Annotated in this window: 25 protein-coding genes; 15 read left to right on the forward strand and 10 right to left on the reverse strand. The window is 72.0% G+C overall.

The window, feature by feature from the left end:
• Positions 1-127 precede the first annotated feature (127 nt).
• The 4 genes from pgm (at position 128) to DEI83_RS09510 (ending at position 5617) form a co-directional block, all read left to right on the forward strand.
• Complete coding sequence (gene pgm / locus DEI83_RS09495) at positions 128-1747, forward strand: phosphoglucomutase (alpha-D-glucose-1,6-bisphosphate-dependent) (protein WP_111081723.1); 1620 nt, start codon at positions 128-130, stop codon at positions 1745-1747.
• 32 nt (positions 1748-1779) lie between these two features.
• Complete coding sequence (locus DEI83_RS09500) at positions 1780-2673, forward strand: hypothetical protein (RefSeq protein ID WP_111081724.1); 894 nt, start codon at positions 1780-1782, stop codon at positions 2671-2673.
• Between the two features lie 127 nt (positions 2674-2800).
• A complete protein-coding gene (locus DEI83_RS09505; protein WP_111081725.1) occupies positions 2801-5245 on the forward strand; it encodes an MDR family MFS transporter in 2445 nt (814 codons plus the stop codon).
• A gap of 87 nt (positions 5246-5332) precedes the next feature.
• A complete protein-coding gene (locus DEI83_RS09510; RefSeq protein WP_111081726.1) occupies positions 5333-5617 on the forward strand; it encodes a GNAT family N-acetyltransferase in 285 nt (94 codons plus the stop codon).
• A 134-nt stretch (positions 5618-5751) separates the two neighbouring features.
• Here the strand turns inward: DEI83_RS09510 and DEI83_RS09515 are convergent, their stop codons facing one another.
• Both DEI83_RS09515 and DEI83_RS09520 read right to left on the reverse strand, forming a co-directional pair.
• Entirely contained in the window at positions 5752-6081 is a 330-nt protein-coding gene (locus DEI83_RS09515) for a hypothetical protein (RefSeq protein WP_111081727.1), read from the reverse strand.
• A 168-nt stretch (positions 6082-6249) separates the two neighbouring features.
• Positions 6250-7299: a biotin/lipoate A/B protein ligase family protein gene (locus DEI83_RS09520; RefSeq protein ID WP_111081728.1), complete on the reverse strand. Its 1050-nt coding sequence runs from the start codon at positions 7297-7299 to the stop codon at positions 6250-6252.
• Positions 7300-7701: 402 nt separating this feature from the next.
• Here DEI83_RS09520 and DEI83_RS09525 point away from each other — a divergent pair, with 402 nt between their 5' ends.
• Positions 7702-8940, forward strand: a complete 1239-nt coding sequence (locus DEI83_RS09525) for a S9 family peptidase (RefSeq protein ID WP_181431151.1) — start codon at positions 7702-7704, stop codon at positions 8938-8940.
• Positions 8941-8973: 33 nt separating this feature from the next.
• Here DEI83_RS09525 and DEI83_RS09530 read toward each other — a convergent pair whose 3' ends face one another.
• The gene (locus tag DEI83_RS09530; RefSeq protein ID WP_258371148.1) at positions 8974-9846 is read right to left on the reverse strand and encodes an alpha/beta hydrolase; all 873 of its coding nucleotides are present in this window, start codon (positions 9844-9846) and stop codon (positions 8974-8976) included.
• Between the two features lie 78 nt (positions 9847-9924).
• On the opposite strand from DEI83_RS09530, the gene DEI83_RS09535 reads away from it, so the two are divergent.
• The 3 genes from DEI83_RS09535 (at position 9925) to DEI83_RS09545 (ending at position 12361) form a co-directional block, all read left to right on the forward strand.
• On the forward strand, positions 9925-11067 hold the full coding sequence (locus DEI83_RS09535) for an inorganic phosphate transporter (protein WP_111081731.1): 1143 nt from the start codon (positions 9925-9927) through the stop codon (positions 11065-11067).
• A gap of 11 nt (positions 11068-11078) precedes the next feature.
• Positions 11079-11348: a hypothetical protein gene (locus DEI83_RS09540; protein WP_111081732.1), complete on the forward strand. Its 270-nt coding sequence runs from the start codon at positions 11079-11081 to the stop codon at positions 11346-11348.
• 71 nt (positions 11349-11419) lie between these two features.
• On the forward strand, positions 11420-12361 hold the full coding sequence (locus DEI83_RS09545) for an acetamidase/formamidase family protein (protein WP_111081733.1): 942 nt from the start codon (positions 11420-11422) through the stop codon (positions 12359-12361).
• A 165-nt stretch (positions 12362-12526) separates the two neighbouring features.
• Here DEI83_RS09545 and DEI83_RS09550 read toward each other — a convergent pair whose 3' ends face one another.
• Entirely contained in the window at positions 12527-13279 is a 753-nt protein-coding gene (locus DEI83_RS09550; RefSeq protein ID WP_111081734.1) for an SDR family NAD(P)-dependent oxidoreductase, read from the reverse strand.
• Between the two features lie 139 nt (positions 13280-13418).
• On the opposite strand from DEI83_RS09550, the gene DEI83_RS09555 reads away from it, so the two are divergent.
• Complete coding sequence (locus DEI83_RS09555) at positions 13419-13883, forward strand: MarR family winged helix-turn-helix transcriptional regulator (RefSeq protein WP_258371149.1); 465 nt, start codon at positions 13419-13421, stop codon at positions 13881-13883.
• 5 nt (positions 13884-13888) lie between these two features.
• Entirely contained in the window at positions 13889-15226 is a 1338-nt protein-coding gene (locus tag DEI83_RS09560) for an MFS transporter (RefSeq protein ID WP_258371150.1), read from the forward strand.
• Positions 15227-15277: 51 nt separating this feature from the next.
• Here the strand turns inward: DEI83_RS09560 and DEI83_RS09565 are convergent, their stop codons facing one another.
• Positions 15278-16171 (reverse strand): alpha-E domain-containing protein, encoded by an 894-nt coding sequence (locus DEI83_RS09565; RefSeq protein ID WP_111081736.1) that lies wholly within the window; start codon positions 16169-16171, stop codon positions 15278-15280.
• 164 nt (positions 16172-16335) lie between these two features.
• Between DEI83_RS09565 and DEI83_RS09570 the strand changes: the two genes are divergently transcribed.
• Both DEI83_RS09570 and DEI83_RS09575 read left to right on the forward strand, forming a co-directional pair.
• The gene (locus DEI83_RS09570) at positions 16336-16848 is read left to right on the forward strand and encodes a MarR family winged helix-turn-helix transcriptional regulator (protein ID WP_111081737.1); all 513 of its coding nucleotides are present in this window, start codon (positions 16336-16338) and stop codon (positions 16846-16848) included.
• A 38-nt stretch (positions 16849-16886) separates the two neighbouring features.
• On the forward strand, positions 16887-17075 hold the full coding sequence (locus tag DEI83_RS09575) for a hypothetical protein (RefSeq protein WP_111081738.1): 189 nt from the start codon (positions 16887-16889) through the stop codon (positions 17073-17075).
• Between the two features lie 6 nt (positions 17076-17081).
• Here DEI83_RS09575 and DEI83_RS09580 read toward each other — a convergent pair whose 3' ends face one another.
• The 4 genes from DEI83_RS09580 to DEI83_RS09595 form a co-directional block, all read right to left on the reverse strand.
• Positions 17082-17963 carry an NAD(P)-dependent oxidoreductase gene (locus DEI83_RS09580; RefSeq protein WP_258371151.1) on the reverse strand — a complete coding sequence of 294 codons (882 nt, stop codon included), beginning with the start codon at positions 17961-17963 and terminating at the stop codon, positions 17082-17084.
• Between the two features lie 126 nt (positions 17964-18089).
• Positions 18090-18833, reverse strand: coding sequence for a 1-acyl-sn-glycerol-3-phosphate acyltransferase (locus tag DEI83_RS09585; protein ID WP_111081739.1), 744 nt, complete (start codon positions 18831-18833; stop codon positions 18090-18092).
• A 73-nt stretch (positions 18834-18906) separates the two neighbouring features.
• Positions 18907-20757, reverse strand: a complete 1851-nt coding sequence (gene recQ / locus DEI83_RS09590; RefSeq protein WP_111081740.1) for a DNA helicase RecQ — start codon at positions 20755-20757, stop codon at positions 18907-18909.
• 9 nt (positions 20758-20766) lie between these two features.
• Positions 20767-22029, reverse strand: coding sequence for a CPBP family intramembrane glutamic endopeptidase (locus DEI83_RS09595; RefSeq protein WP_146243286.1), 1263 nt, complete (start codon positions 22027-22029; stop codon positions 20767-20769).
• Between the two features lie 36 nt (positions 22030-22065).
• Between DEI83_RS09595 and DEI83_RS09600 the strand changes: the two genes are divergently transcribed.
• Positions 22066-23043: an EamA family transporter gene (locus DEI83_RS09600; protein ID WP_111081742.1), complete on the forward strand. Its 978-nt coding sequence runs from the start codon at positions 22066-22068 to the stop codon at positions 23041-23043.
• Between the two features lie 18 nt (positions 23044-23061).
• Here the strand turns inward: DEI83_RS09600 and DEI83_RS09605 are convergent, their stop codons facing one another.
• Positions 23062-23541, reverse strand: a complete 480-nt coding sequence (locus DEI83_RS09605) for a GNAT family acetyltransferase (RefSeq protein ID WP_111081743.1) — start codon at positions 23539-23541, stop codon at positions 23062-23064.
• A 103-nt stretch (positions 23542-23644) separates the two neighbouring features.
• Here DEI83_RS09605 and DEI83_RS09610 point away from each other — a divergent pair, with 103 nt between their 5' ends.
• Positions 23645-24451, forward strand: coding sequence for a class E sortase (locus tag DEI83_RS09610; protein ID WP_258371153.1), 807 nt, complete (start codon positions 23645-23647; stop codon positions 24449-24451).
• Positions 24448-24624, forward strand: a complete 177-nt coding sequence (locus tag DEI83_RS15915) for a hypothetical protein (RefSeq protein WP_181431164.1) — start codon at positions 24448-24450, stop codon at positions 24622-24624. The genes DEI83_RS09610 and DEI83_RS15915 overlap by 4 nt, the downstream gene beginning before the upstream one ends.
• Positions 24625-24733 lie beyond the last annotated feature (109 nt).

The following is a 24733-nucleotide window of genomic DNA, read 5'->3' on the forward strand; positions in this document are numbered from 1 at the left end:
GTCGCACTCCCTGACGCCCCCCTTCGTCCGGGATGGCGGCCGCTCGCTCCTCGTCCGGCAGGCGACCGTTCGACTCGTCCACCGACGACCCTGAACGCATCCACCCGCCGGATGCCAGGATGGGTCCATGAACGACCGTGCCGGCACCCCAGCGACCGCAGACGACCTCGTCGACCTCGACGCCCTCGTCGCCGCGTACTACGACCGGGTCCCCGACGTGACGAACCCCGAGCAGAAGGTCGTCTTCGGCACCTCCGGCCACCGGGGGTCCTCGCTCGACACCGCGTTCAACGACACGCACATCGCCGCCATCACGCAGGCGATCGTCGAGTACCGCACCGCGCAGGGCACCGACGGCCCGCTGTTCATCGGCCGCGACACCCACGCCCTCTCCGGCCCCGCCGAGCGCACCGCACTCGAGGTCCTGGCGGCCAACGGCGTGCACGTCCTCGCCGACGCCGACAACGGCTACGTCCCGACGCCGGCCCTGAGCCACGCGATCATCGCCTACAACACCGCCGGGCACGACGACACCGCAGACGGCATCGTCATCACGCCGAGCCACAACCCGCCCCGCGACGGCGGCTTCAAGTACAACCCGCCGCACGGTGGCCCCGCCGACAGCGACGCGACAACGTGGATCGCCGGCCGGGCGAACGCGATCATCGCCGGTGGCAACGCCGAGGTGCAGCGCGCCGAGCACGCCACGCACGACGGCTACGACTTCCTGCACAACTACGTCGCCGACCTCGAGAACATCATCGACATCGACGCGATCAAGCGCGCCGGGGTGAAGATCGGCGCCGACCCGCTCGGCGGCGCGTCGCTGCCCTACTGGAACCTCATCCGAGACCACTACGGCCTCGACCTCACCGTGGTGAACCCCGACGTCGACCCGACCTGGTCGTTCATGACGCTCGACTGGGACGGCAAGATCCGGATGGACCCGTCGAGCCCGTCCGCGATGGCCTCGGTCGTCGCCCGCAAGGACGACTTCCACGTCCTGACCGGCAACGACGCCGACTCCGACCGGCACGGCATCGTCACGCCCGACGGCGGCCTGATGAACCCGAACCACTACCTCGCCGTCGCGATCGAGTACCTGTACGCGCACCGTCCGCAGTGGCGCGAGGACGCGGCGATCGGCAAGACCCTGGTGTCGTCGAGCATCATCGACCGCGTCGCGGAGTCCCTCGGCCGCCGCCTGTGGGAGGTCCCGGTCGGCTTCAAGTGGTTCGTCCCCGGCCTGATCGACGGCTCGGTGGCCTTCGGTGGCGAGGAGTCCGCGGGCGCCTCGTTCCTCCGCAAGGACGGCACGGCGTGGACGACCGACAAGGACGGCATCATCCTGGCGCTCCTGGCGTCCGAGATCATCGCTGTCACGGGCAAGACCCCCTCGCAGCTGTACGCCGAACTGACCGAGCGCTTCGGTGCCCCGGTCTACCAGCGCGTCGACGCAGCAGCGAGCAAGGAGCAGAAGGCCCGCCTGTCGAAGCTCGACGGCGACGCCATCACCGCCGAGACCCTGGCCGGCGACCCGATCACCGCGAAGCTGTCGAAGGCCCCGGGCAACGAGGCGGCCGTCGGCGGCGTCAAGGTCGTCACCGACCGGGCCTGGTTCGCCGCCCGACCGTCCGGCACCGAGGACGTCTACAAGATCTACGCCGAGAGCTTCGTCGGGCAGGAGCACCTCGAGCAGGTGCAGCGCGAGGCCAAGGAGATCGTCGACGCCGCACTGGGGGCCTGACACCCCGGACGTTCCGTGCCAGGCTGGGCCACATGCCGTGGTTCGGACGCAGGAAGCCGGCGGGTGACGCACCGTCGCTCGTCGTGCTCGCGCAGCGGACCCTGGCCGAGCGGGGCGTCGAGACGACCGTCGACGGTCCCGCGGACGACCCGGGTCGCGCACGGCTCCTCGGCGCCGACGGCCAGGTGTACCTGCTCGCGAACCTCGCCGTGCAGGTGCGCGGTGAGAACGAGGTCCGCCGCGCGGCACTCGTCGCGGCGCACTTCGACCGGATGCTGCAGGCGCACCGCGAGCCGCCGCCCGAGGAACTCGGTGCCGACGAGCTCCGCGACCGGATCCGGCTGCGACTCATGGCCGAGGACGGCGCGGACCCGACCGACCTCACCTACGCGCGGCCGTTCGCGCCCGGACTCGTGCTCGGCCTCTGCGTCGACTACCCGACGATGGTCAGCACGCTCTCCACCGCCACCCTGCCGAAGCTCGCGCTCGGCAGTGACGAGCTGTGGGCGATGGGCCGGTTCAACACCGACGCCGAGCCGGTCGACGCGAACGCCGAGATCGCACCCGGCGTGCACATCGTCGAGGGCGAGTCGCTGTTCACCGCGTCGAAGGCCGTGAACCTGCCGGCGTTGTTCGGTGCAGCGCCGTTCGGCACCGTGTTCGCGGTCCCGCACCGCCACCTGCTGCTCGCCGTCCCGCTCCGCGACGTCGACAGCGTGCAGGCGATCCAGACGCTCGCCGGGCTCCTGGTGCGGGTCCTCGGCGACCGCGAGGCCGGCCTCCCCGGCGGAGTGCTCTGCCCCGACCTGCTGTTCTCCCGCCACGGTCACGTCTCCCCCGTCTCGGCCTACGACCAGGACACCGGCGAGCTCCGCATCGAGGTCGACGAGCGCTTCCAGGAGGCCCTCGAGCAGGCGGTCGCCTGAGCGCAGGTCCGCCGCGCGTCGCCCTGTGGACGGCTGCCGATGTCCACAGGAACGCGTTCCCGGGCCGCGGCGCTGCTGCGGCGGTTGTAACTTTGCACGCAGCGCAAAGTCCTCGGGAGTCCCGCACATGACACAGACCGCGACCGCACCCGCGGCCCCCTCGACGTCGTCCGACGTCGTGATGAACCACCGTCAGATCCTGCTCGTGATCTACGGCCTGATGGCCGGCATGTTCCTCGGTGCCCTCGACCAGACGATCGTCGGCACCGCCATCCGCACCATCGGCGACGACCTGCACGGACTCGACCAGCAGGCGTGGGTGACGACCGGGTACCTCATCGCCTCGACGATCACGACGCCGATCTACGGCAAGCTCTCCGACCTGTTCGGCCGGCGACCGCTGTTCATCACCGCCATCGGCATCTTCATCATCGGCTCGCTCGCCGCGTCGTTCTCGACGTCGATGCTCATGCTCGCCGGGTTCCGCGCGCTGCAGGGCCTCGGCGCGGGCGGTCTGATGTCGCTGCCGCTCGCGATCATGGGCGACATGCTCGCCCCGCGTGAACGCGCCAAGTACCAGGGGTACTTCCTCGCCGTCTTCGGCATCTCCTCGGTCATCGGTCCCCTGGTGGGCGGGGTCTTCGCGGGAGCGGACGACCTGCTCTTCATCACCGGGTGGCGCTGGGTCTTCCTGATCAACGTCCCGATCGGCATCATCGCGCTGTTCATGGTGCTGACGTTCCTGCACCTGCCGAAGTTCGGTGAGCGCCGGAAGCCGCGCATCGACTGGTGGGGCGCGACCCTCGTCATCGTGACCCTCGTACCGCTGCTGCTCATCGCCGAGCAGGGCCGCGAGTGGGGCTGGGACTCCCCCGGCGCCTTCGCGTGCTACGGCATCGGCGTGCTCGGTCTGATCGCGTTCGTCATCGTCGAGCGGGCGATGGGCGACGACGCGATCCTGCCGCTCAAGCTGTTCGGCTCGCACGTGTTCTCGATGGCGGCCGTGCTCTCCGTGCTCATCGGCTTCGGCATGTTCGGCGCGATGCTGACCATCCCGCTGTACCTGCAGATCGTCAAGGGCGTCACCCCGACCGAGTCCGGCTTCGCGATGCTGCCGATGGTCCTCGGCCTGATGATCTCGTCGATCGCGTCGGGGCAGATCGTGTCCCGCACCGGCAAGTACCGGATCTTCCCGGTCACCGGTACCGCCTTCACCGCCGTCGGCTACACCGTCCTGACGTTCCTCACCGCGGACCGGCCGCTCTGGTTCCTGATGACGGGCATGTTCCTCATCGGCCTCGGGCTCGGGCAGCTCATGCAGACCCTGACCCTCGCGGCGCAGAACTCGGTCTCCCCGCGGGACATCGGCGTCGCCACGAGTGCCGCCACGTTCTTCCGCCAGATCGGCGGCACGATGGGCACCGCGGTGCTGCTGTCCGTGCTGTTCAGCCTGATGCCGACGAACATCACCGGCGCCCTGCAGAACGAGACCGACCTGAAGAGCGCCCTGAACGCAGCCCTGGACCCCGCGGTGGCGAACGCCGAGGCGAACAAGGGCGTGATGGACCAGATCTGGGACCCGATCGTCACCCCGGTCAAGGAGAACGTCCAGGACGGTCTCGACCGGGGCGCTGTGCGGGCGAAGCAGGCAGCCGACCAGGCCGTGACGAAGCAGGTCACCGCGGCCGTGCAGCAGCAGGTCGACGCGGGCACGATCTCCGCAGCGGCGGCCGACACGCTCATCGCCCAGCAGGTCGCCGACGCGAAGGGCGACGCCGAGCAGAAGGCGCTGCAGACCGCCGCGGCCAAGGCGGGCGCCGAGGTCGTCGACGGCACCCTGCAGGTCGACTACTCGAACGCCGCGCAGCGACGGGACATCGTCGACACGGTGGCGCCGAAGCTCGTCGACCAGTTGCGCGACGGCACGGGCGGCACCTCGGCGAGCACGTCGTCCACCAACGACACGTCCTTCCTCAACGGAGCCGACGAGCGCCTGAGCCGTCCGTTCCTGGTCGGGTTCAGCGACTCCGCGGTCACGGTGTACTGGGTCGGCCTCGCGGTCATCCTGCTGGCCTTCGTCCTCACCTGGTTCTTCAAGGTGCCGCCGCTCCGCAAGACGTCGGCGCTGCAGGAGCAGGCCGACGCCGCCCGGAAGAGCGCGGACGCCGACCGTCTGACGGTCGACGCCCAGCAGGCCGCAGCGGGGACCGGGTCGCTCGTCTCCCCGGACACCGGGTCGACGGCGGTCGTGCCGACCTCGCCCGACGTCGCCGCGCAGCCGCGCTCGGCGCGGGCGGCCAGCGGTGCGGATGTCCCGGTCCTGCCCCGGCAGCGGACGGGAGGCCCGACCGCCTCCGACGAGTCGGCCACCGCACGCCCCGCGGACGGCACCAGGGCGTCCCGGCTGGAGGCGACCACGCACGGCGCGCACGCGGCGTCGAGCCCGGTGGACGAGCCTCCGACGGTGACCGGAGCGATCCGCACGCAGCACGGCGCCCACGCTGCCGGCTCGACCCCGGCCCCGCCCGCCGGGCACGACGACCACCAGCACGGTCACCACAGCGCCGAGTAGCCCCGCAACACGCACCGTGCCGGCGGCGTTCCCGGGTCGGCGCCGTCTCTCCGACGGCTCCGGGGCGGCCGGGGTACCGTCCGGACCATGAGTCTCGAAGTCCGCAACGACACCGACCTGAACCAGTACTCCCTCGTCGAGGACGGCACCGTCATCGGCCTCGCCGCCTACGAGGTCGACGGCGACGAGATCCGCTTCGTGCACACCGAGGTCGACCCCGAGCACCGCGGTGGCGGACACGCGTCGATGCTCGTGCAGCAGGCGCTCGACGACGTCCGTGCGAACTCGGACCGTCGTGTCGTGCCGCAGTGCAGCTACGTCGCAGCCTGGGTCGAGCGACACCCGGACTACCAGGAGCTCACCGCCCGCTGACGGGCGCGCCCCCGACCTCCCGGCGCGGACCGCGGGTCCCCGGGGCGTCGAGCGGCGTTCCGCCCGACTTCCGCGGCGGGACCCGCTCCGCGGCAGGACCGCTCCGCGGCAGGACCGCTCCGCGGCAGCGGCCGTCAGTACTGGCGGTCGTGCGTGCCGGCCCGGTGCGCGGCCGTCGAGTGCGCGCCGACCGACGGCACCCGGATGAGCACGGTCCCGCTGAGCAGGTCGTGGTCGTGGCGGGCCGGCGTCGGCGCCTCCCGCGGCAGCCGCGCCTGTCGCTCGAACTCGGTCTGCGTCTCGTGCCGGGTCGGGGCGAACACCTCGTCCAGCATCCCGACCGCACCACCGGACCCGCCCCCGCGCGTGGACTTGTTCGACAGGTCGATCCAGCCCACGCGGTCGGCGATCCACATCACGACGACCGCAGCGGCCACCGCCCCCAGGAAGATCAACCAGTCCACGGCAGCGACGCTACGTGGCCGATCGACGGAGGACATCCGCCGCGCGGCTGATCCTCGCGATCCGCACCGACCGCGATCGCCGCACCTCGCCCCCACGGACACTCCGCCCCGGCCGGACACCGAGTCCTGTCCGCCAGGCCGGGTCTCGGCGCGTCCGCCGCGGCCCGCTCAGGGCACGCGCTCGAGCCACTCCCGCGTCGAGAACTTCGTGTCGACGAGCTCCTGCGCCCGCTGTCGCTCGGCTTCGGTGACGTGCCCCTCCGTCGCCCCGTACAGCTTCGTGAAGGTACCGATGAGCCGGTCGATGATCTCGGCACGCGTCAGGCCGGTCTGCGAGCGCAGTGGATCGACACGCTTCGCGGCGCTCGTCGTCCCCTTGTCGCTCATCTTCTCGCGGCCGATGCGGAGGACCTCGACCATCTTCTCGCCGTCCATGTCGTAGCTCATGGTGGCGTGGTGCAGGAGCGACCCGGTGCCGAGACGCTTCTGCGCGGCGCCACCGATCTTGCCCTTGGTCGAGGTGATGTCGTTGAGCGGCTGGTAGTACGCCTCGATGCCGAGGGACTTGAGCGCCTCGATCACCCACTCGTCCAGGTAGGCGTACGAGTCGGCGAACGTCATGCCCTGCACCAGATCGGTCGGCACGTACAGCGAGTACGAGATGATCGCGCCGGCGTCCATGAACATCGCTCCGCCGCCGGAGATCCGCCGGACGACCTGTACGCCGTACTTCTCGGCACCGGCGGGGTCGACCTCGTTCTTCAACGACTGGAACGACCCGATGACGACGGCCGGCTGGTCCCACTCCCAGATGCGCAGGGTGGGTCCGCGGCGTCCGGCCCCGACCTCCTCGGTCAGGACCTGGTCGAGCGCGAGGTGCTCGTTCGGGCTGACCGGCCCCTCGTGGACGACCTGCCACTCGTAGTCCCGCCACGACGACGCCCGCGAGAGCGCCCGACGCACCGCGACCCCGACGGACTCGGGGGTGAAACCGAGCAGGACGGCGTCCTCGGGCAGCGCGTGCCGGACGGCGGCGGCGATGCCGGCGGCGTCGGTGTCGGCACGCAGGCCGTCCACCGCCTGGTCGATGAGCGGGAGCGCGTCGTCCGGCTCGAGGAAGAAGTCACCGGCCAGCCGGAACTGGTCGATCTTGCCGTCGACGACCTCCAGGTCGACGACGACGAGCTTGCCTCCGGGGACCTTGTACTCACCGTGCATGCGGCCACCCTATTCCGGGAGGCCCGTGGCGGCCCCGCACCGGGCCTCCCGTCCGTCGGCGGGCGCCACCGGCACCTCGGCGGAACACCTGAAAACGAACCGAGTTGCCGCCGCAGGTGCGCGGGCGTACCGTCAGTGGCACGCCTGGGGTGAGACCCCCCTCGACCCTCGGGCGTCGCCGCTCGATCCGTTCCCCCCAATGGGTCGAGTGGCCCGGCCCCGGTCTGTTCCCCCCAACAGGCCGGGGTCCTCTCGTTCACCGACCGGTTCCCCACAGGCCCCCGGCTCGCCCGCCGTTTGCGAATAGGCTCGTCGCGTGGGCGGACAGGGCAGCGGCAGACCGGACAGCGGCAGACCGGACAGCGGCAGACCGGACGGACGATGCACCGGCGGGGGCTGCGCGTGGGCCTGATCGGCGTCGCGGCGCGTCTCGTGGCGGCCGCAGGGGTCGTGGGCCTCGCAGCGTCGACGACGGCGGGTGTGGTCGTCGCCCGCAAGGCCGTGCACCCGCGGCCGAAGCGGACCGTGCCCGTGCTCCAGGTGACCCCGACGACCGTCACGGTGCCGGCTGACGAGCAGACCCGGTGTCCCGGCGTGTACCGGGTCTACTTCGGCGATGACGAGCACAGCATCCTGCTCGGCGACGTGCTCACCGACGACGGCGACCGGGTCGGTCGCGCCGTGCTGGACGCCCCGGCGGTGCTGCCGGAGCAGGGCGACGAGTTGCTCTGGACCGGGTACCTCATCGACGACCCGGCAGCCGTGTCACCCGATGCCGCCGAGGTCACGATCACGGCGGACGGCTCGGAGCATGCCGCCTGGTTCTTCCCGGTGCCCGGATCGACCACGTGGGCGATCCACGTGCACGGCATCCACTCCAGCCGGAGCGCCGTCCTCCGCGGTGTCCCCGACACCCTCGCCGCCGGCATGAGCTCGCTCGTGATCGGGTACCGCGGTGACGCCGAGGACGACCGTGGGCTGCCGGCGACCTTCGGCTCGACGGAGTGGCACGACCTCGACGCCGCGATGCGGTACGCCGTCGACCACGGCGCTGGACGACTCGTCCTGGTCGGGTGGTCCATGGGAGCGACGATCGCGATGCACGCGGCGCGCGACTCGGCGCTGCGGGACCGCGTGGACGCGATGGTCCTGGTGTGCCCGGCCCTCGACTGGTTCACCGCGCTCCGGTGGGGTGCCGTGAAGGCGGGTTTCCCCGGGTTCCTCGGCGCGCTCGGAGCCGTCGCGCTCACGGTCCCCGGACTCTGCCGGCTCGCCGGCATGCGGGCGCCCATCCCGCTCCGACGGATGCGCCCGTCGCCACCAGCGGGGGTGCCACTGCTCCTCGTCCACAGCGTCGGCGACCGTGACGTGCCGGTCGACGCCTCCCGGCGCTTCGCCGCGGCAGCCGGCTCGGCGGCCACCCTGGTGGAGGTCGCACCCTGCCCGCACGGCTCGGAGCTCAACCGGGACCCGGTCCTGTTCCACGGTTCGGTGCGCCGGTTCCTGCATGGGGCGGCGCCTCGGCCGGACGCCGCTGCTCCCGGACGGCACGAGGCGTCGCAGGCCGCGGCGACGCCGGCGGCGGCGGCGGACGCGGCGACGCCGGCGGCGGCGAACGGGCCGGCCGAAGCGGCGTCCTGACGGTCCACCGCGGCCGGCCAGCCGGCCGACCGATCAGCGGAGCGCGACCGCCCGGTCGAGCCACGCGACGAGGTCCGCGACCACCTCGTCGCGGTTGGTCTCGTTGTAGACCTCGTGTCGGGCCTCCGCGTACACGCGGACCGTGACGTCGGAGAGGCGTCCCCAGCGCCGGTACGCGCGGGCGAGGAGCTCGACGGACCGGGGCCCGCCCAGCGAGTCCTCGGACCCGACCTGCAGGAGCATCGGCAGGTCGTGCGGGATCCTGCGCCGCGGCAACCCGAGCAGTCGGAGGGTGTCCGGCAGCCCGAACAGACCGAGGACGTCGGCCTCCACCGCCAGCGGGTCGATCCCGACCGCGTCGATGACGGCACGGTCACGCGTGAGCCACTCGTGCTTCGTCGGGCCGGAGGCCGCGTGCCGTCGGTTCAGGTCGCCGCCGTTCATGAAACCGGGCACCCGCAGCGCGCTCGCCGACAGGACGACTCCCGCGTACCGCTCCGACGAGGTGTTCACGATCCGCTGGGCCATCAGCGAGCCCCACGAGTGACCGAGCAGCACGACGGGCAACCCCGGGTCGTCGGCCTTCGCGACGGCGGTCATCTGCTCGACGGCCGCGATGGCAGCCCGGAGCCCGCCGGGTCCCAGTCGGCCGAGCCGACCGTGGTCGCCGTCCCACTGCGCCAGGCCCGTCCGGCCGTGGCCGCGGTGGTCGTTCGCGTGCACGGTCCAGCCCGCGCGCACGAGGTCCTGCGCGAGCGGCTCGTACCGGAGCCCGTGCTCCCCGACACCGTGCGCGATCTGCACGATGCCCTTCGGCGTACCCGCACGCCAGGTCGAGTAGACGATCTCGACACCGTGGGCGTCGGTGAACGAGGAGTCGCCTCGTGCGGCGGAGAAGGTGGGCACGGCGTCATCCTGGCAGACGCCGCACCTGTTCATCCGTCGTTCACGCGCACCGCTCGGCACGGGCCTAGCGTCTCGCGCATGGACGTCCTCGTCACCGTCGTGTTGGTGATCGTGGTGGCCCTCGTGTTCGACTTCACGAACGGGTTCCACGACACCGCGAACGCCATGGCCACCTCGGTGGCCACGGGTGCCCTCAAGCCCCGCACCGCCGTCCTCATCTCCGCAGTGCTCAACCTGGTCGGCGCGTTCCTCTCCACCGAGGTGGCGAAGACCGTGTCGCAGGGCCTCATCCGCGAGGGGCAGGACGGCATCCACATCACGCCGACGATGATCTTCGCGGGACTCGTCGGCGCCGTGCTCTGGAACCTGGCCACGTGGTACTTCGGGCTGCCGTCGTCGTCCACGCACGCGCTGTTCGGCGGGCTCATCGGCGCGTCGGTCATCGGCGCCGGCCTGGACTCGGTCGACTGGGCCACGGTCGTCTCGAAGGTCGTGCTGCCGGCACTGCTGTCGCCGGTCATCGCCGGGGTGATCGCCCTCGTCGCGACCTACCTGGCGTACACGATCACGAAGAACGCGACCACGCACGGCGCCGCCACCGGCTTCCGACACGGTCAGACTGTCTCGGCGTCGCTGGTGTCGCTCGCGCACGGCACGAACGACGCGCAGAAGACGATGGGCGTCATCACCCTGACCCTCATCGCCGCGGGGTACCAGGGCTCCGGCACCGGTCCCGAACTCTGGGTGGTCCTGGCCTGCGGGCTCGCGATCGCCCTCGGCACGTACATGGGCGGGTGGCGGATCATGAAGACCGTCGGCAAGAAGATCTCCGACGTGCAGTCCCCGCAGGGTTTCGCGGCGGAGACGAGTTCGGCCGCGACGATCCTGGTCTCCTCACACCTGGGCTTCGCCCTCTCCACCACCCACGTCACGAGCGGCTCGGTCATCGGGTCGGGTCTCGGCAAGAAGCTCGCCGACGTGCACTGGGGCGTCGTGGGCCGGATCGTCGTCGCCTGGGTCATCACGCTGCCGTCCGCGGCGATCGTCGGTGGCCTGGCGACGTGGCTCGCGTCGACCTCGACGATCGGGCTGGTGGTCGTGGCGGTGCTCGCCCTCGTCGGCGGCCTGACCTTCTTCGTCCTGGCCCGCCGCAGGCCGATCGGTGCGGACGACGTCCGCGAGGGCAGCACGGAGCGCGAGCCCGTGTCCGCCGGGAACTGAGGGAGGACCCCATGGACATCGACTTCGGTGCCATCGCGACCGTCGCGGGAGTGGGCTTCGTCGCCGCCGTGACCGTCGTGCTGCTCTACACGCTCGGTCTCCGTCTGCTCGGGACCGGGCAGCCAACCGACGCCGGCGGCGAGCGCACCCAGTACGCCGAGGAGACGCCACGCTCCGGTTCCACGCCGAGGATCGCCTCCTTGGGCGCCGGCGTCTGCTTCGCACTGTGCGTCGCCGCCGTCCTGTACGGCATCTGGCTGACGATCCCGCAGTTCCACTGACGCCGGCGTCGTGCCGCGACACCGGCGTCTCGTGTCGACGTCCCCGGAGCCGCGCCTGGGATGATCACCCGGTGACCCACCACCGCATCGAGACCACCCCCGACACCGCCGTCGACGTCCTCACCGCCGAGCGCCCACCGGTGTTGACCGTCGCTCCGGGCGACACCGTCACGGTCCAGACCCTCAGCGCCGCCGGTTACACCGAACGCCTGCCGGCCCCGGGGGTCGAGATGTCGACGCTCATCGCCTCCCGCCGGGGCCACTGCCTGCTCGGTCCGATCGCCGTGGCCGGGGCCCGTCCCGGCCAGGTCCTCGCGGTCCGCTTCGACGAGCTGGTACCGGACGGCTGGGGCTACACCGGCTCCGGCGGCGTCGACACCCCGTTGAACCGTGCCCTCGGCCTGGCCGACCCGTCCACACGCGGGCCGCTCCTCTGGGACGTCGACCCGGCAGCGGGCACCGCGCACAACCAGCTCGGGCTCGGCGTGCGGACCGCCCCGTTCCTCGGCGTCGTCGGACTCCCGCCGGAGGCGACCGGCGAGCACTCGACGATCCCACCGCGACCCCTCGGCGGCGGCAACATCGACTGTCGCGAACTCGTCGTCGGCGCCACGCTGTACCTGCCGGTGACGGTCCCGGAGGCGCTGCTGTCGGTCGGCGACGGCCACGCGGCCCAGGGCGACGGCGAGGTCTCCGGCACCGCGGTCGAGTGCGGCATGACGACCACGATGACCCTGACCCTGCTCGACGAGGCACCGGTCGAGGGCATCCACGCCGACACCCCGGCGGGCCGCATCACGTTCGGGTTCGACGCGGACCTGAACGCCGCGACCGCGACCGCGCTCGACCGGATGGTCGACTGGATCGCCGGCTCCCACGACATCACACGCGCCGAGGCGCTCGGCATGGCGAGCGTCGCCGTCAGCATGCGCGTCACCCAGGTCGCCAACCGCACCTGGGGCGTGCACGCACTGCTCCCGCACGACGCGATCCTCACGCGGTCGGCCCACTGACGCGGTCGCCGGGTGACGCGATGGCCGGGCTGACGCGGTCGGCCCACTGACGCGGGCGCCGGGTGACGCGGGCGCCGGGCTGACGGACGGGAGGCCCGGCGGACGTGAGCGCATCTGCTCACGTCCGCCGGGCCTCCCGTCCGGGCTCGTCCCGCGGACCGCAGGTCAGTGCGCGGAGTAGCCGCCGTCGACCAGGTGGTAGCTGCCGCTGATGAACGACGCCTGGTCGCTGAGCAGGAAGAGGACGAGCGCGGCCACCTCGGCGTCGGTGCCGAGGCGCCCGGCGGCGTGCTGCGCCTCGAGGCCGGCGAGCTCGTCGCTGCTCAGCGACGAGCGGACGAGCGGGGTGTCGATGAAGCCCGGGCCGACGGCGTTCGTGCGGACGCCCTTGGCGGTGTACTCGAGCGCGGCGACCTTGGTCAGACCCACGAGGGCGTGCTTCGACGCCACGTAGGCGGCGTTGTTGGCGATGCCGACCGAACCGAGGACCGACGACATGTTGACGATCGCGCCACCACCGGCCTCGAGGATCGCGGGGATCTCGTAGCGGAGGCCGTAGAAGACGCCGTCCAGGTCGACGGCACGGACGCGGTCCCACGCCTCGACGTCGTACTCGCCGATGGGCTGCGGGGCGGCGCCGATGCCGGCGTTGTTGACGGCGAGGTGCAGTGCGCCGTAGGTGTCGACGGCGAACCGGACGGCCCGCTCGTTCTCCGCGGCGATCGACGAGTTCGCGGAGACGGCGGCTGCGGTGCCGCCGGCCTGCTCGATCTCGGCGGCGACGCGCTCGGCGGCCTCCTGCTTGATGTCCGTGACGACGACCGAGGCGCCCGCTGCCGCGAGCTCCTTCGCGATCGACTCGCCGATGCCGCTGCCGCCACCGGTGACGATGGCGACCTTGCCCGCGAACCCGTTCATGCGTCCTGCTCCTCCCGCGCCTTCCGGCCCGTGTCCAATGGGCAACACGTGTTGTCCATGTCGTCCATGCTACGCCCGTCCGACGCAGCGAGGCAGCAACTGATTCGTTCGCTGAACTAATGAGCTAGGCTGACGAACCGTGACCGTCACCGACCCGCTGCGCACTCCCGCGCGTCGCCGTTCCGCTGCCGGTGCTCCGCTCGCGACCGACGTCCGCATCGCCGTCAACCGGCTGTCCCGGACGCTCCGCGCGCAGAAGTCCGACACGACCGTCAGCGACGCCCAGTTCTCCGCCCTCGCCCTGCTGCTCCGTGAGGGCGCCATGACCCTCGCCGAGCTCAGCCGGCACGAAGGTGTCACCCCGCCGTCGATGACGAAGACCGTCACGGCGCTCATCGAGCGGGGCCTGATCACGAAGGACGGGCACGGTGACGACCGCCGCAAGGTGCTCCTGTGCCCCACCACGGCAGGCGAGGACCTGGTCGCCGAGACCCGGCAGCGCCGCGACGGCTGGCTCACCCCACGCCTCGCCGCCCTGACGCCCGCCGAGCGGAGGACGCTCGCCGCCGCCAACGACATCATGCGGAGGCTCGCCGCCCAGTGAGTGCCATGTTCCGGTCCCTCTCGGGACGCAACTACCGCATCTGGTTCGCCGGTGCCCTGGTGTCGAACATCGGCACCTGGATGCAGCGCACGGCGCAGGACTGGATCGTCCTCACCCAGCTGACCGACGACGACGCCGTCGCGGTGGGCGTGACGATGGCACTCCAGTTCGGGCCGCAGCTGCTCCTGCTCCCGTGGACCGGGTTGGTCGCCGACCGCTTCGACCGGCGCCGGATGCTCATGCTCACGCAGGGGTCGATGGGGCTGCTCGGCCTCGGGCTCGCCGTCATGGTGCTCACCGACACGGCGACGCTCTGGTCGCTGTACGGCTTCGCGCTCGCGCTCGGCGTCGTCGCCGCGTTCGACACCCCGGTCCGCCAGGCGTTCGTGTCGGACGTGGTGACGGGCGAGAACGTGTCGAACGCCGTCGCGCTGAACTCCGCGTCGTTCAACGCCGCCCGACTCGTCGGTCCCGCAGTGGCCGGGGTCCTCATCGCCGCGATCGGCTCCGGCTGGGTCTTCGTCATCAACGCGGGGTCGTTCCTGGCGGTCCTCGTCGCCCTGCGCTTCGTCGACCCGCAGCAGCTCGCCGAACGACCGCGGGCTGCGCGGGGCAAGGGGCAGCTCGTCGCCGGCTTCCGGTACGTGCGGACCAGGCCCGACATCGTGGTCGTGCTCGGCATGGTCTTCGTCGTCGGGACGTTCGGCGTGAACTTCCCGATCTTCACCTCGACCATGGCGCGGGTCGAGTTCGACCGGGGTGCCGGGGAGTTCGGGCTCCTCAACTCCGTGATGGCGGTCGGCTCGGTGCTCGGCGCCCTGCTCTCCGCCCGGCGCGACGCTCCGCGCATGCGCACGCTCACCCTCGCCGCGGGCGGGTTCGGACTCGCCTGCACCGCGGCGGCCTTCGCCCCGACGTACTGGACCTTCGCGGTCCTGCTCGCGTTCGTCGGCCTGGCGTCCCTGACCTTCATGACCACGGCGAACGCCCTCGTGCAGACCACCACGACACCCGCCATGAGAGGCCGGGTGATGGCGCTCTACATGGCGATCTTCGTCGGCGGGACCCCCGTCGGTGCTCCGATCGTCGGCGCGGTCGCGGACGCCTGGGGGCCGCGGTGGGCGATCGGCGTCGGGGCGGCCTCCGGCTTCGTCGCGCTCGCGATCGCGCTCGTGTGGCTCGTCCGGTTCCAGCACGTCCGGCTCCGCTACGACGCCGACACCCGTCTGCACCTCGCCGTGACGCGGTCGCTACCCGTGGTCGGGTCACGGGCGGGACGGGCTGCGGTGCGCCGGGACCTCGAGCACGACGAGGTCGTGGCCGACCGGTCCAGCGCCGTCTGACGTTCGTCTGCCGCCGCCTGCCGCGCCGGCTCCGTCAGCGTGCCGGCCCCGTCAGCCTGCCGGCTCGGGGGCCGCGAAGACGCGGGCGTCGAGCGCGGCCGTGACCGTCTCCGCCGCGAGCGCCAGACGGGCCCCGGCCGACCGGGTCGCGTCGACCGCAGTGTCCGGCGTCACCGTCTCGAGCTCGACGCGGGCGTCCCCGAAGGCACGGACCTCGGCAGCGAGGTGCACGCCCACCAGGTCCTCGAGGCACTCCTCGCTCCGGCGCGCGAGGAACAGCAGCGACCGCGGGCTGTGCGCGTCGAGCAGGAGGAACGCGGCGGCCTCCGCCGAGGTGGTGCCGTGCCGGTGCTCGCGGTGGAACGCCTCCCCCGCTCCGCAGGCACGGAGGGCGGTCGCCCACGACGCCGCCGACCCCGGGTCGAGCAGGTCTGAGGCGAGCATCCGCGCCGTGACCGTGAGCCGGGTGAGCGACCGGCCGAGGGTGAAGAACTCCCACACCTCGTCGCGACTGGCGTCCCCGTCGACGACCCCGACCGCGAGGGCGCTCCGCTCCCGCACCCAGCCGAGGAACTCGTGCGCCCGTTCGCCGGCGATCTTGCGCGGGAGCCGGGAGCGGGTCGTGTTGAGGCAGTCCCAGAGCTCGGTCGAGACGACGTCCCGTGCCCGCCGGGCATCGTCGCGCGCCACGGCCACGGCAGCCGCGATGGACGCCGGTTCGTGACGGTCCAACGCCAGGGCCTCGAGCGTCGCAGCCGGGCTGAGGTCGACGTCCTCCTCCGGCACCGCGGCGCCGACGACTCCGCGCAGGCTCCGACCGAGCGCACTGCTCTCGACCGCCGGGTCCCGCCGAGCGAGGTGTACGTCGAGCAGGCGCGCCACGACGTCCGTCCGCTCGACAGCGCCCCCGACGCTGTGGACGCTCCGCGCGAGTCGGTTCAGCACGTCGACTCCTGCATGCGGCGAACCTACTGATCACGCGTTGCCGGGGTGTTTCCGATCGGGGTCCCCGGTGTTGCAGGCACGTCCCGACTTCGTTCCCTGGACGCCCGGCGTGCATGTGCCGCCCTTCGCTAGACAAACTAACTAGACCGTCTAGCATTGAGAGCATGACTTCCGAGGTGACGACGACAGCCCCGGGGTTCTGGTACGGCGAGGACTCCCGGGTCGACGCGGTGGACGTCTTGAACGCCCTGCGTCGGTACCGCACTGCCGAGAGTTCCGCCCAGCGTCGCGTGCGTGAGGAACTCGGGATCGGTGAGAACGCGTTGATGGCCCTGCGGGTGCTCGTCGACGCCGAGACCTCGGGCCGCACCGTCAACTCGAAGGAGCTCGCCGAGCGACTCGGGATCACCGCTGCGTCCACCTCTGCGCTGGTCGACCGCCTGGTCCGCTCCGGGCACGTCGAACGTCACGCCGACCCGGCCGACCGCCGGGGGGTCATCCTCACCGCGACGGGCCGGTCGATGCGTCGCGCCCTCGCCGTCATCGGTGACCTGGACTCCCGGGCCGTCGAGGTCGCGCAGCACCTGCCGCCCGAGGACATGGCTGTCGTCGTCGCGTTCCTGCGCGAGATGGCCGGCGCGGTCGACGACAACGCGGCGATCGACGACGAGGACTGACGTCCGGGCCGACACCGACCCCGGCGTACGCTGAGCAGATGCGCGAGCCCGAGGACGACATGCCCGCGGCCGAGCTCGACGCCCGCGCCAGGGCCGACGCGGCGCTGCGACGGATCCGCGACGGAGCTGATCCGGCGCGTGAGGCCTTCATGCTCGCGAACACGCTGAACGACGAGTCCGTCGGGCGTCTCGGTCGCCGACTCCGGGCGTTGTTCCGTCGGCCCTGAGCGCCGTCAGAACGCTGTGCCGACCGCCGCGATGTCGTCGCCGCCGTGCCCGGCAGCGCTCGCCTCGGCGTACACCCGACCGAGGGCGTCGAGCAGGGTCGTGTCGACGCCCGCACCTCGGGCCGCGTCCGTGATGAGGCCGATGTCCTTCCGCAGCCCGTCGAGCGCGAACTGCGCCGGGAAGTCACGGGCGATCATGGCCGCCCCCTTCGTGTGGGCGTAGGCGGAGTCGCTCGCCGAGCCCTCGATCGCCTGGAGGAAGAGCTGCGGGTCGAGCCCGAGCGCCGCGGCGATCGCCAGCGACTGTCCCGTGGCGGCGGTGATGGACGCGATCCACGCGTTCGCAGCGAGCTTGAGCGCCGTCCCTTCGCCGACGCGGTCTCCCGCGCGGACGACCTTCGCGCTCACCGCGTCGAGCACGGGCTCGACGACGGACACCGGCGCATCGGCTCCGGCCACGAGCATCGTCAGCTTCCCCTGCTCCGCGGGGGCCTTCGTGCCGAGCATCATGGCCTCCACCAGGGTGATCCCGTACTTCCCGGCGAGCTGCACCACGGTCTCGGTACCGGCGACGCCGATCGTGGACGCCTGCACCCACACGGCGTCCTGCGGGGCGTCACCGGCCGCCTGCTCGAGGACGTCGACCACGGCATCGGTGTCGAACAGGGTCAACAGGACGACCTGGGCGTCGGAGACAGCGTCGGCGACGTCGTCGACGACGGTCGCGCCGTGTTCCCCGAGCGGTCGGGCACGCCCCACCGTGCGGTTCCACACCGTGACGTCGTGCCCCGCGCGGAGCAACGACTGCGCGACACCCGCCCCCATCGCTCCGGTCCCCAACACCGACACCCGCACCGTGGTCTCCTCACCGCGTGACGTCCGCGCCACGACGGGGTCGACGGTACCCGGCTCACCGGGGCGGCGATGCAGCACCGGGTGCCCTGGGTGCTGCCGACGGCGCCGATCCGCTCGCCCATGTGCCGGCCGACCCACTTCGGCACGGGAGGCCCGGCTTCAGTCCGGCTCGACCTCGCCACCGCGGTCATCGTGGTGGAGCATGCGCTTGACCCGCTCGACGATCGTCGCCGGCGGTTCGTTGTAGGCACCTGCCAGTGCCTGTCCGCTCAGCGCCTGGATCGCCGCCGTCACCGCATCGGTCGCCTGCCGTCGAGCCCGTCCCGAACTCGCGGCGCCGAACGACGACAGGTCGAGTGGCTCCCCGAACTCGATGCGGACCCGGGCCAGCCGCGGCATCCGCGAGCCGACGGGCTGGACGTCCTCGGTGCCGGTCAGGGCGACGGGCACCACGGGGGCCCCGCTCGTCAACGCCAACCAGGCGACGCCGGTCCTCCCCTTGTACAGGCGGCCGTCGAGGGACCGGGTGCCCTCGGGGTAGATCGCGAAGGCCTCCCCCGCCTCGAGCCGCGCGAGGCCGAGGTCGAGGGCGTGCTGAGCCGCAGCACCCGCACCGCGCTCGACGCCGATCGCGCCGATACCGGAGAAGAACGCGCGGGACATGGCACCGCGGACGCCCGTGCCGGTGAAGTACTCCTGCTTCGCGAGGAACGACACCTTGCGGGGTGCGAGCAGCGTGATCGTCGGGGAGTCGATGAAGGAGCGGTGGTTGCTCGCGAGGATGACCGCGCCGCGCTTCGGGACGTTCTTCCGGCCGACGACCTGTGGCCGCCAGAGCAGTCGTGCGAGCGGCGCCACCACGGCACGACCGAGCACGGTGGCGGACTTCGACGAACCGGTCACACGGCCTCCTGTCAGACGGGAGGTACCGAGTGTAGTGACGGGTTCCGGAGCAGCATGCCCCGAGCGGCATGGATCAGACGGCGGCAGCCACGACGTCGAGGACGGCCCGCCCGTAGGACTCGAGCTTCGCCGCCCCGACGCCGGAGATCTCGGACAGTTCGTCGAGATCGGACGGTCTGACGGCAGCGATCCCCCGCAGGGTGGCGTCGTTGAACACCACGTAGGCGGGGACTCCTTGCTCACGCGCCTGACCGGCTCGCCACTGCCGCAACGACTCGAAGAGCGGCATGGCTTCCTGCGGCATGTCGGACACGACGGCGCTGCGTCGGGACCGACCGGCGCGCGGGGCCTTCACCGGGTCGCGACGCATCCGGACGTCGACCCGGCCGGCGAGGACGTCGGCGCTCGTCGGGCTGAGGACGAGGGTGCCGTACCCGTCGCCCGACACCGCCACGTACCCCTGAGCGAGGAGTTGCCGGGCGACCGTCTTCCAGTCGGCGTCGGACAGTTCCTGCCCGATGCCGAACGTGGCGAGGGTGTCGTGCCGGAGCTCCTGCACCCGCGGCGACTGCTTGCCCGTCAGGATGTCGACGAGGTGTGCCACGCCGTACCGCTGCCCGCGTTCGCGGTCGAGCCGCACGATCGTCGACAGCAGCTTCTGCGCCGGGACGGTCCCGTCCCACGACTCCGGCGGGGCCAGGCACGTGTCGCAGTTGCCGCAGGCGGTGGACTCCTGCCCGAAGTACGCGAGCAGGCGGACGCGGCGGCACTCGACCGTCTCGCAGAGGGCGAGCATGGCGTCGAGGTGGGCGCTGAGCTGCCGTCGGTGCGCCGCATCGCCTTCGGACTGGTCGATCATGCGGCGCTGCTGCACGACGTCGTTGAGGCCGTACGCCAGCCAGGCGGTCGAGGGCAGACCGTCGCGCCCGGCACGACCGGTCTCCTGGTAGTAGCCCTCGACCGACTTCGGCAGGTCGAGGTGCGCGACGAAGCGGACGTCGGGCTTGTCGATGCCCATGCCGAACGCGATCGTGGCCACCATGACGATGCCGTCCTCGCGGAGGAACTGCGCCTGGTTGCGCTCCCGCACCCGGGCATCGAGACCAGCGTGGTACGGCAGGGCGGCGATGCCCTGCTCGACCAGGGCCGCTGCGGTGCGCTCGACCGAGTTGCGTGACAGGCAGTACACGATGCCGGCGTCCCCGCTGTGCTCGGTCCGGATGAACGTGAGGAGCTGCTGCAGGGCGCCGGTCTTCGGTTCGATCCGGTACTGGATGTTCGGCCGGTCGAAGTCCGCGACGAAGTGCGCGGCGTCGTCGAGTCCGAGGCGGGCGGAGATCTCGCGGTGGGTCTGCGGCGTCGCGGTGGCGGTCAGCGCGATCCGGGGCACGGTCGGCCAGCGCTCGTGCAGGACGCTCAGCTCGAGGTAGTCCGGTCGGAAGTCGTGCCCCCACTGCGCCACGCAGTGCGCTTCGTCGATGGCGAAGAGCGCGATCCGGGCCCGGTCGAGCAACGCGCGGGTCGACTCGATCTTCAGCCGCTCGGGTGCCAGGTAGAGCATGTCGACCTGCCCGGTGACGACGTCCCGCTCCACCCGCGCACGCTCGTCCGGCCCCTGCGTCGAGTTGAGGAACGCGGCCCGGACACCGTTCGCGGCCAGCGCGTCGACCTGGTCCTGCATGAGGGCGATGAGCGGCGAGACGACCACCCCGATGCCGTCGCGGACGAGCGAGGGCACCTGGTAGCAGAGCGACTTGCCGCCGCCGGTCGGCATGAGCACGAGCGCGTCCCCGCCGGCGACGACGCGCTCGATGATGGCGGCCTGTTCACCACGGAAGGCGTCGTACCCCCACACCCGGTGCAGCACGTCGAGGGCGGCGGAACGGGTGCCCGCCGACTCGGGCGCGGGCGCGGTGGTGCTCATGCGACGAGCCTACGGCCGCGGTCCGACACCACCGGACTTCTCCACAGGGACAGCCTCAGCTCCAGCCCCGGCCCCCTCCTCAGAACCGGAGGCGGGTGCGGGCGCGGACACGGACGACCGAGCACCGGCGCCCGTACCGGCGCCGGAACCGACACCGGCACCGGCACCGACACCGACACCGACACCGACCAGCGCCGGGTCGCCGGAGGTGACCGACCCGTCGCCGAGCGCCGGCGCACCCGACCAGCCAGGGCCTCCCGGCCGGAGCCACTGCCGCCCGCCGGCCCAGCGCGGTGCCGGTCCGTGGAACCGCGGGGCTTCCTGCCCCGGGAACCGACGGTCCAGGCGGCGCCAGTGCGCCATCAGCTCGATGAGTCCCCAGTAGCCGAGCGAGGTCGCGAGGGTGACGAGGAACCCGGCAGGGGTCCCCTGCGAGCCCTCTCCGGTCAGGTCGATCTCCGACCATCCCGGTGCCTGCAGCACGAAGATCATGATGTTGTTGAGCGCGTGCTGGAGCACCGTCGCCTCGAGCCCGCCGGTCCGGAGCACGATGACCGCCGCGACGAGCCCGAACGAGCCGACGTCGAGGATGCCCCAGATGTTGTAGCCGTTCGGCACGTGCAGGACGGCGAACAGCACGGTCGACACCCCGACCGCCACGACCGTGCTGACCACCCGCACCGGGATCCACGAGCCGATGGTCTGCATGAGGAACCCGCGGAAGACGTACTCCTCGGCCGCTGCCTGGAACGGCACGAGCAGGACGACCAGCAGGATCGTCACGGTCAGCGTCTGCACCGACACGGTGGACTGACCGATCGCGGCGGTGTTCCAGTGCAGACCGCCGTCGAACGCGAACATGCCCCACGACTGGAGCAGGAACATGACGATCCCGAGCACCAGCAGCGGCAGCAGGCACCAGCCGAGCCAGCCCCACCGGACCCGCAGCCGGATCGAGGACAGCAACCCGTACGGACCGAGCCGCGCGATCCTCGTCGACAGCATGATCGCCGGCAGGAGCACCACGAGGGACACGAGCGACATCGACAACACGAGCGGGTCCGTCGGGTCGAGCGCCCCCTCGGACAGCTTCGTCAGCAGGTCGTCCAGCCCCTCCGGGCCGCGCTGCGTCGCGATCGGCACGAGGTAGGCGATCCCGATGACGATCTGCGACAGCATGTAGAAGCCGAGGAACACCGCCAGCGCCACGAGCGGGCGCCACCACCGCCAGTTCGCGTCGACACGGGGCAACCGGTGGTAGGGAACACTCACGCCGTGCAGGGTACCGGTCCGGGCAGGATGGGACCCGTGATCACCGTGCTGCTCGGCCTCGCCGGCGCCGTCGTCTACGGCGCCGCCGACTTCCTCGGCGGGCTCGCGTCCCGCCGGGCACGGCCGGTGTCCGTGACCGCCGTCGCCGCGGCCGTCGGCGTCGCCCCGCTCCTGGTCGGACTCGCCCTGCTCGGCGGCCGATTCGGCTCCGAGGCGGCCCTGTGGGGCGCGGTCGCGGGGGTGTCGGGCGGGGCCGGGGTGCTCCTCCTCTACGCGGCGCTCGCGACCGGGCCGATGAGCGTCCTCTCGCCGCTCACCGCGGTCTTCACCGCGGTGGTGCCGGTCGCGGTCGCACTGCTCCGCGGCACCGTGCTGTCCGCGCTCGGCATCGTCGCGCTCGTCGTGGCGGTGGTGGCCGTCGTGCTCGTCGCGGCGGTGCCGGACCGCGGCGGTGCCCGCCTCACCGCCCGTGGTGTGGTGACGGCCGCCGCCGCGGGTTGCGGCCTGGGTGGGATCGTCCTGGCGTACGACGCGTCGCCGCCCGACGCCGGCGTCGCGACCCTCGTGGTGGCGCGGGTCGTGCAGGTGGTGCTGCTCGGCACGGCGGCGGTCGTGGTCGCACGGCTCCGGCCGGGAGGCGCCGCACACGACGCAGGAGCGGCCGGTGGTGGCGCGGTCGGTTCCGTGGGCACGGCCGGTGGCGGGGTCGGTTCCGTGGGTGCGGCCGGTGGCGGGGCCCCGGTCGGTGCCGTGCGGTCGCGGCCGGGCCGAGCGCTCGTGCTGGCGGTGGTGGGGTGCGGGGTCCTCGACGCCCTGGCGAACGTCTTCATCCAGGCGGGCCTGCACTCGAGCGACGACCCGTCGACGCTGCCGGTGATGAGCGTCCTCAACGCGCTCTACCCGATCGGGACGGTCGTGCTCGCCGGGGTCGTGCTCCGGGAACGGCTCACGGCACTGCAGACGACGGGCATCGTGCTCGCGTTCGGAGCGTCCGTCGGACTCGCACTGTCCTGAAGATCCAGCGAGGATCGCTCAGCGATCATTGACGGTGACGGTGTCGTCGACACTCGCGTCACGGGCAGGACCGCCGTCGTCCGGGATCAGGCGCTTGCCGAGCGAGACCGCGTGGTCCGGGGCGTACCCGAGCGACTCGTAGAACGCCATGACCTGCTCGTTGCCGGCGCGCACCTGCAGGTTGAGCTTCGGACAGCCCATCGCCGTGAGCAGCCGCTCGAACTCGCTCATCATCGCTCGACCGAGCCCGCCGCCCTGCTCCTCCGGGCGCACCGCGAGGTAGTTGACCCAGCCACGGTGCCCGTCGAACCCGGCCATGCCGGCGGCGACCACGGCCTCCCGGTCGGTCGCCACCAGGAACAGTTCCGGCTGCACGGTCAGCTTCCGGGCGATGTCGCGGCGGGGGTCGTTCCACGGTCGGACGAGCCCGCAGGACTCCCAGAGCGCGACGACCGCGTCGGTGTCGGCGGGACGGAACGGGCGGATGACGTACTCCATCCGGCCCACGGTAACGCCTGGACGACCTGTGGATGATGCCCGCAGGCAGCCGTCGCCGTGGTCTGATAGACCTACTGCGCCGTCCACACGAACCGGAGCCCCAGTGACCTCTCACGACACGCTGCCGTCGCGGCGCGACGCCCGCGACGCGACCGAGGCCGAGCGGCCTCGGCGGCGGCGTCCCCGCCAGACCGTCTTCGGGGCTCTCGTGGCCCTCCTCGCGGAGCTCCTCATCATCGCCGGAGCGGGCACCGGGCTCTACGTGGTGTGGACCGCATGGTGGACCGACGTCGTCGCCGTGAACGAGCAGAACGAGTTGGTCAAGACGCTCGAACAGCCCGAGACGAAGCAGGCCGTCGGCACCGAGCACCGCGACGAAGCCCCCGTGCTCTCCGAGCCGCCGGGGATGTCGACCGTGTTCGGCACGATGCAGATCCCCCGCTTCGGCGCGGACTACACCCGACCGATCGGTGAGGGCACTGATCGTGAACAGGTCCTCAACACGATCGGGCTCGGGCACTACCAGGACACCGCGATGCCCGGAGCAGAGGGCAACTTCGCCGTCGCCGGCCACCGCGTGACCTACGGCAAGCCGCTGAACCAGATCGCCGAGATGCAGGACGGCGACTCCATCGTCGTGCGCGTGACCGACGCGGAGCAGGACTTCGACGTCTGGTACGTCTACAAGGTGACCGACAGCCAGATCGTCACGCCGGACAAGATCGAGACCATCGCCCCCGTCCCGAACCAGCCCGGGGTCGAGCCGACGGCCGACGACCGCTGGCTGACGCTCACCGCCTGCCACCCCATGTGGTCGGCTGCCGAGCGGTACATCGTGCACGCGAAGATGGACTACTGGATGCAGGCGTCGGACGGTACGCCGAAGGAACTCTCGGAGACGGCCAAGTGATCTTCCCCCTCGTCTGGCGCCTCCTGCCCGGACCCACCGCCCTCAAGGTGCTCGAGCTGCTCGTGCTCCTGGCCGCCGTCGTCTTCGCGCTGTTCACGTGGGTGTTCCCGTGGATCGCCGCCGACATCCTGCCGCCGCCCGACGGCACCGTCGACGCTCCGCACTCGCCCTGACCGCAGCCGGACACGGGCCCGACGTGCGCTGATGCTCATGTCACCGGACCGGGCGCGCACGGGTCCGGGCATGCACCGGGCCGGACGCGCACCGGTCCGGGCATGCACC

The sequence above is a fragment of the Curtobacterium sp. MCBD17_021 genome, from assembly GCF_003234525.1.
GTDB lineage: Bacteria > Actinomycetota > Actinomycetes > Actinomycetales > Microbacteriaceae > Curtobacterium.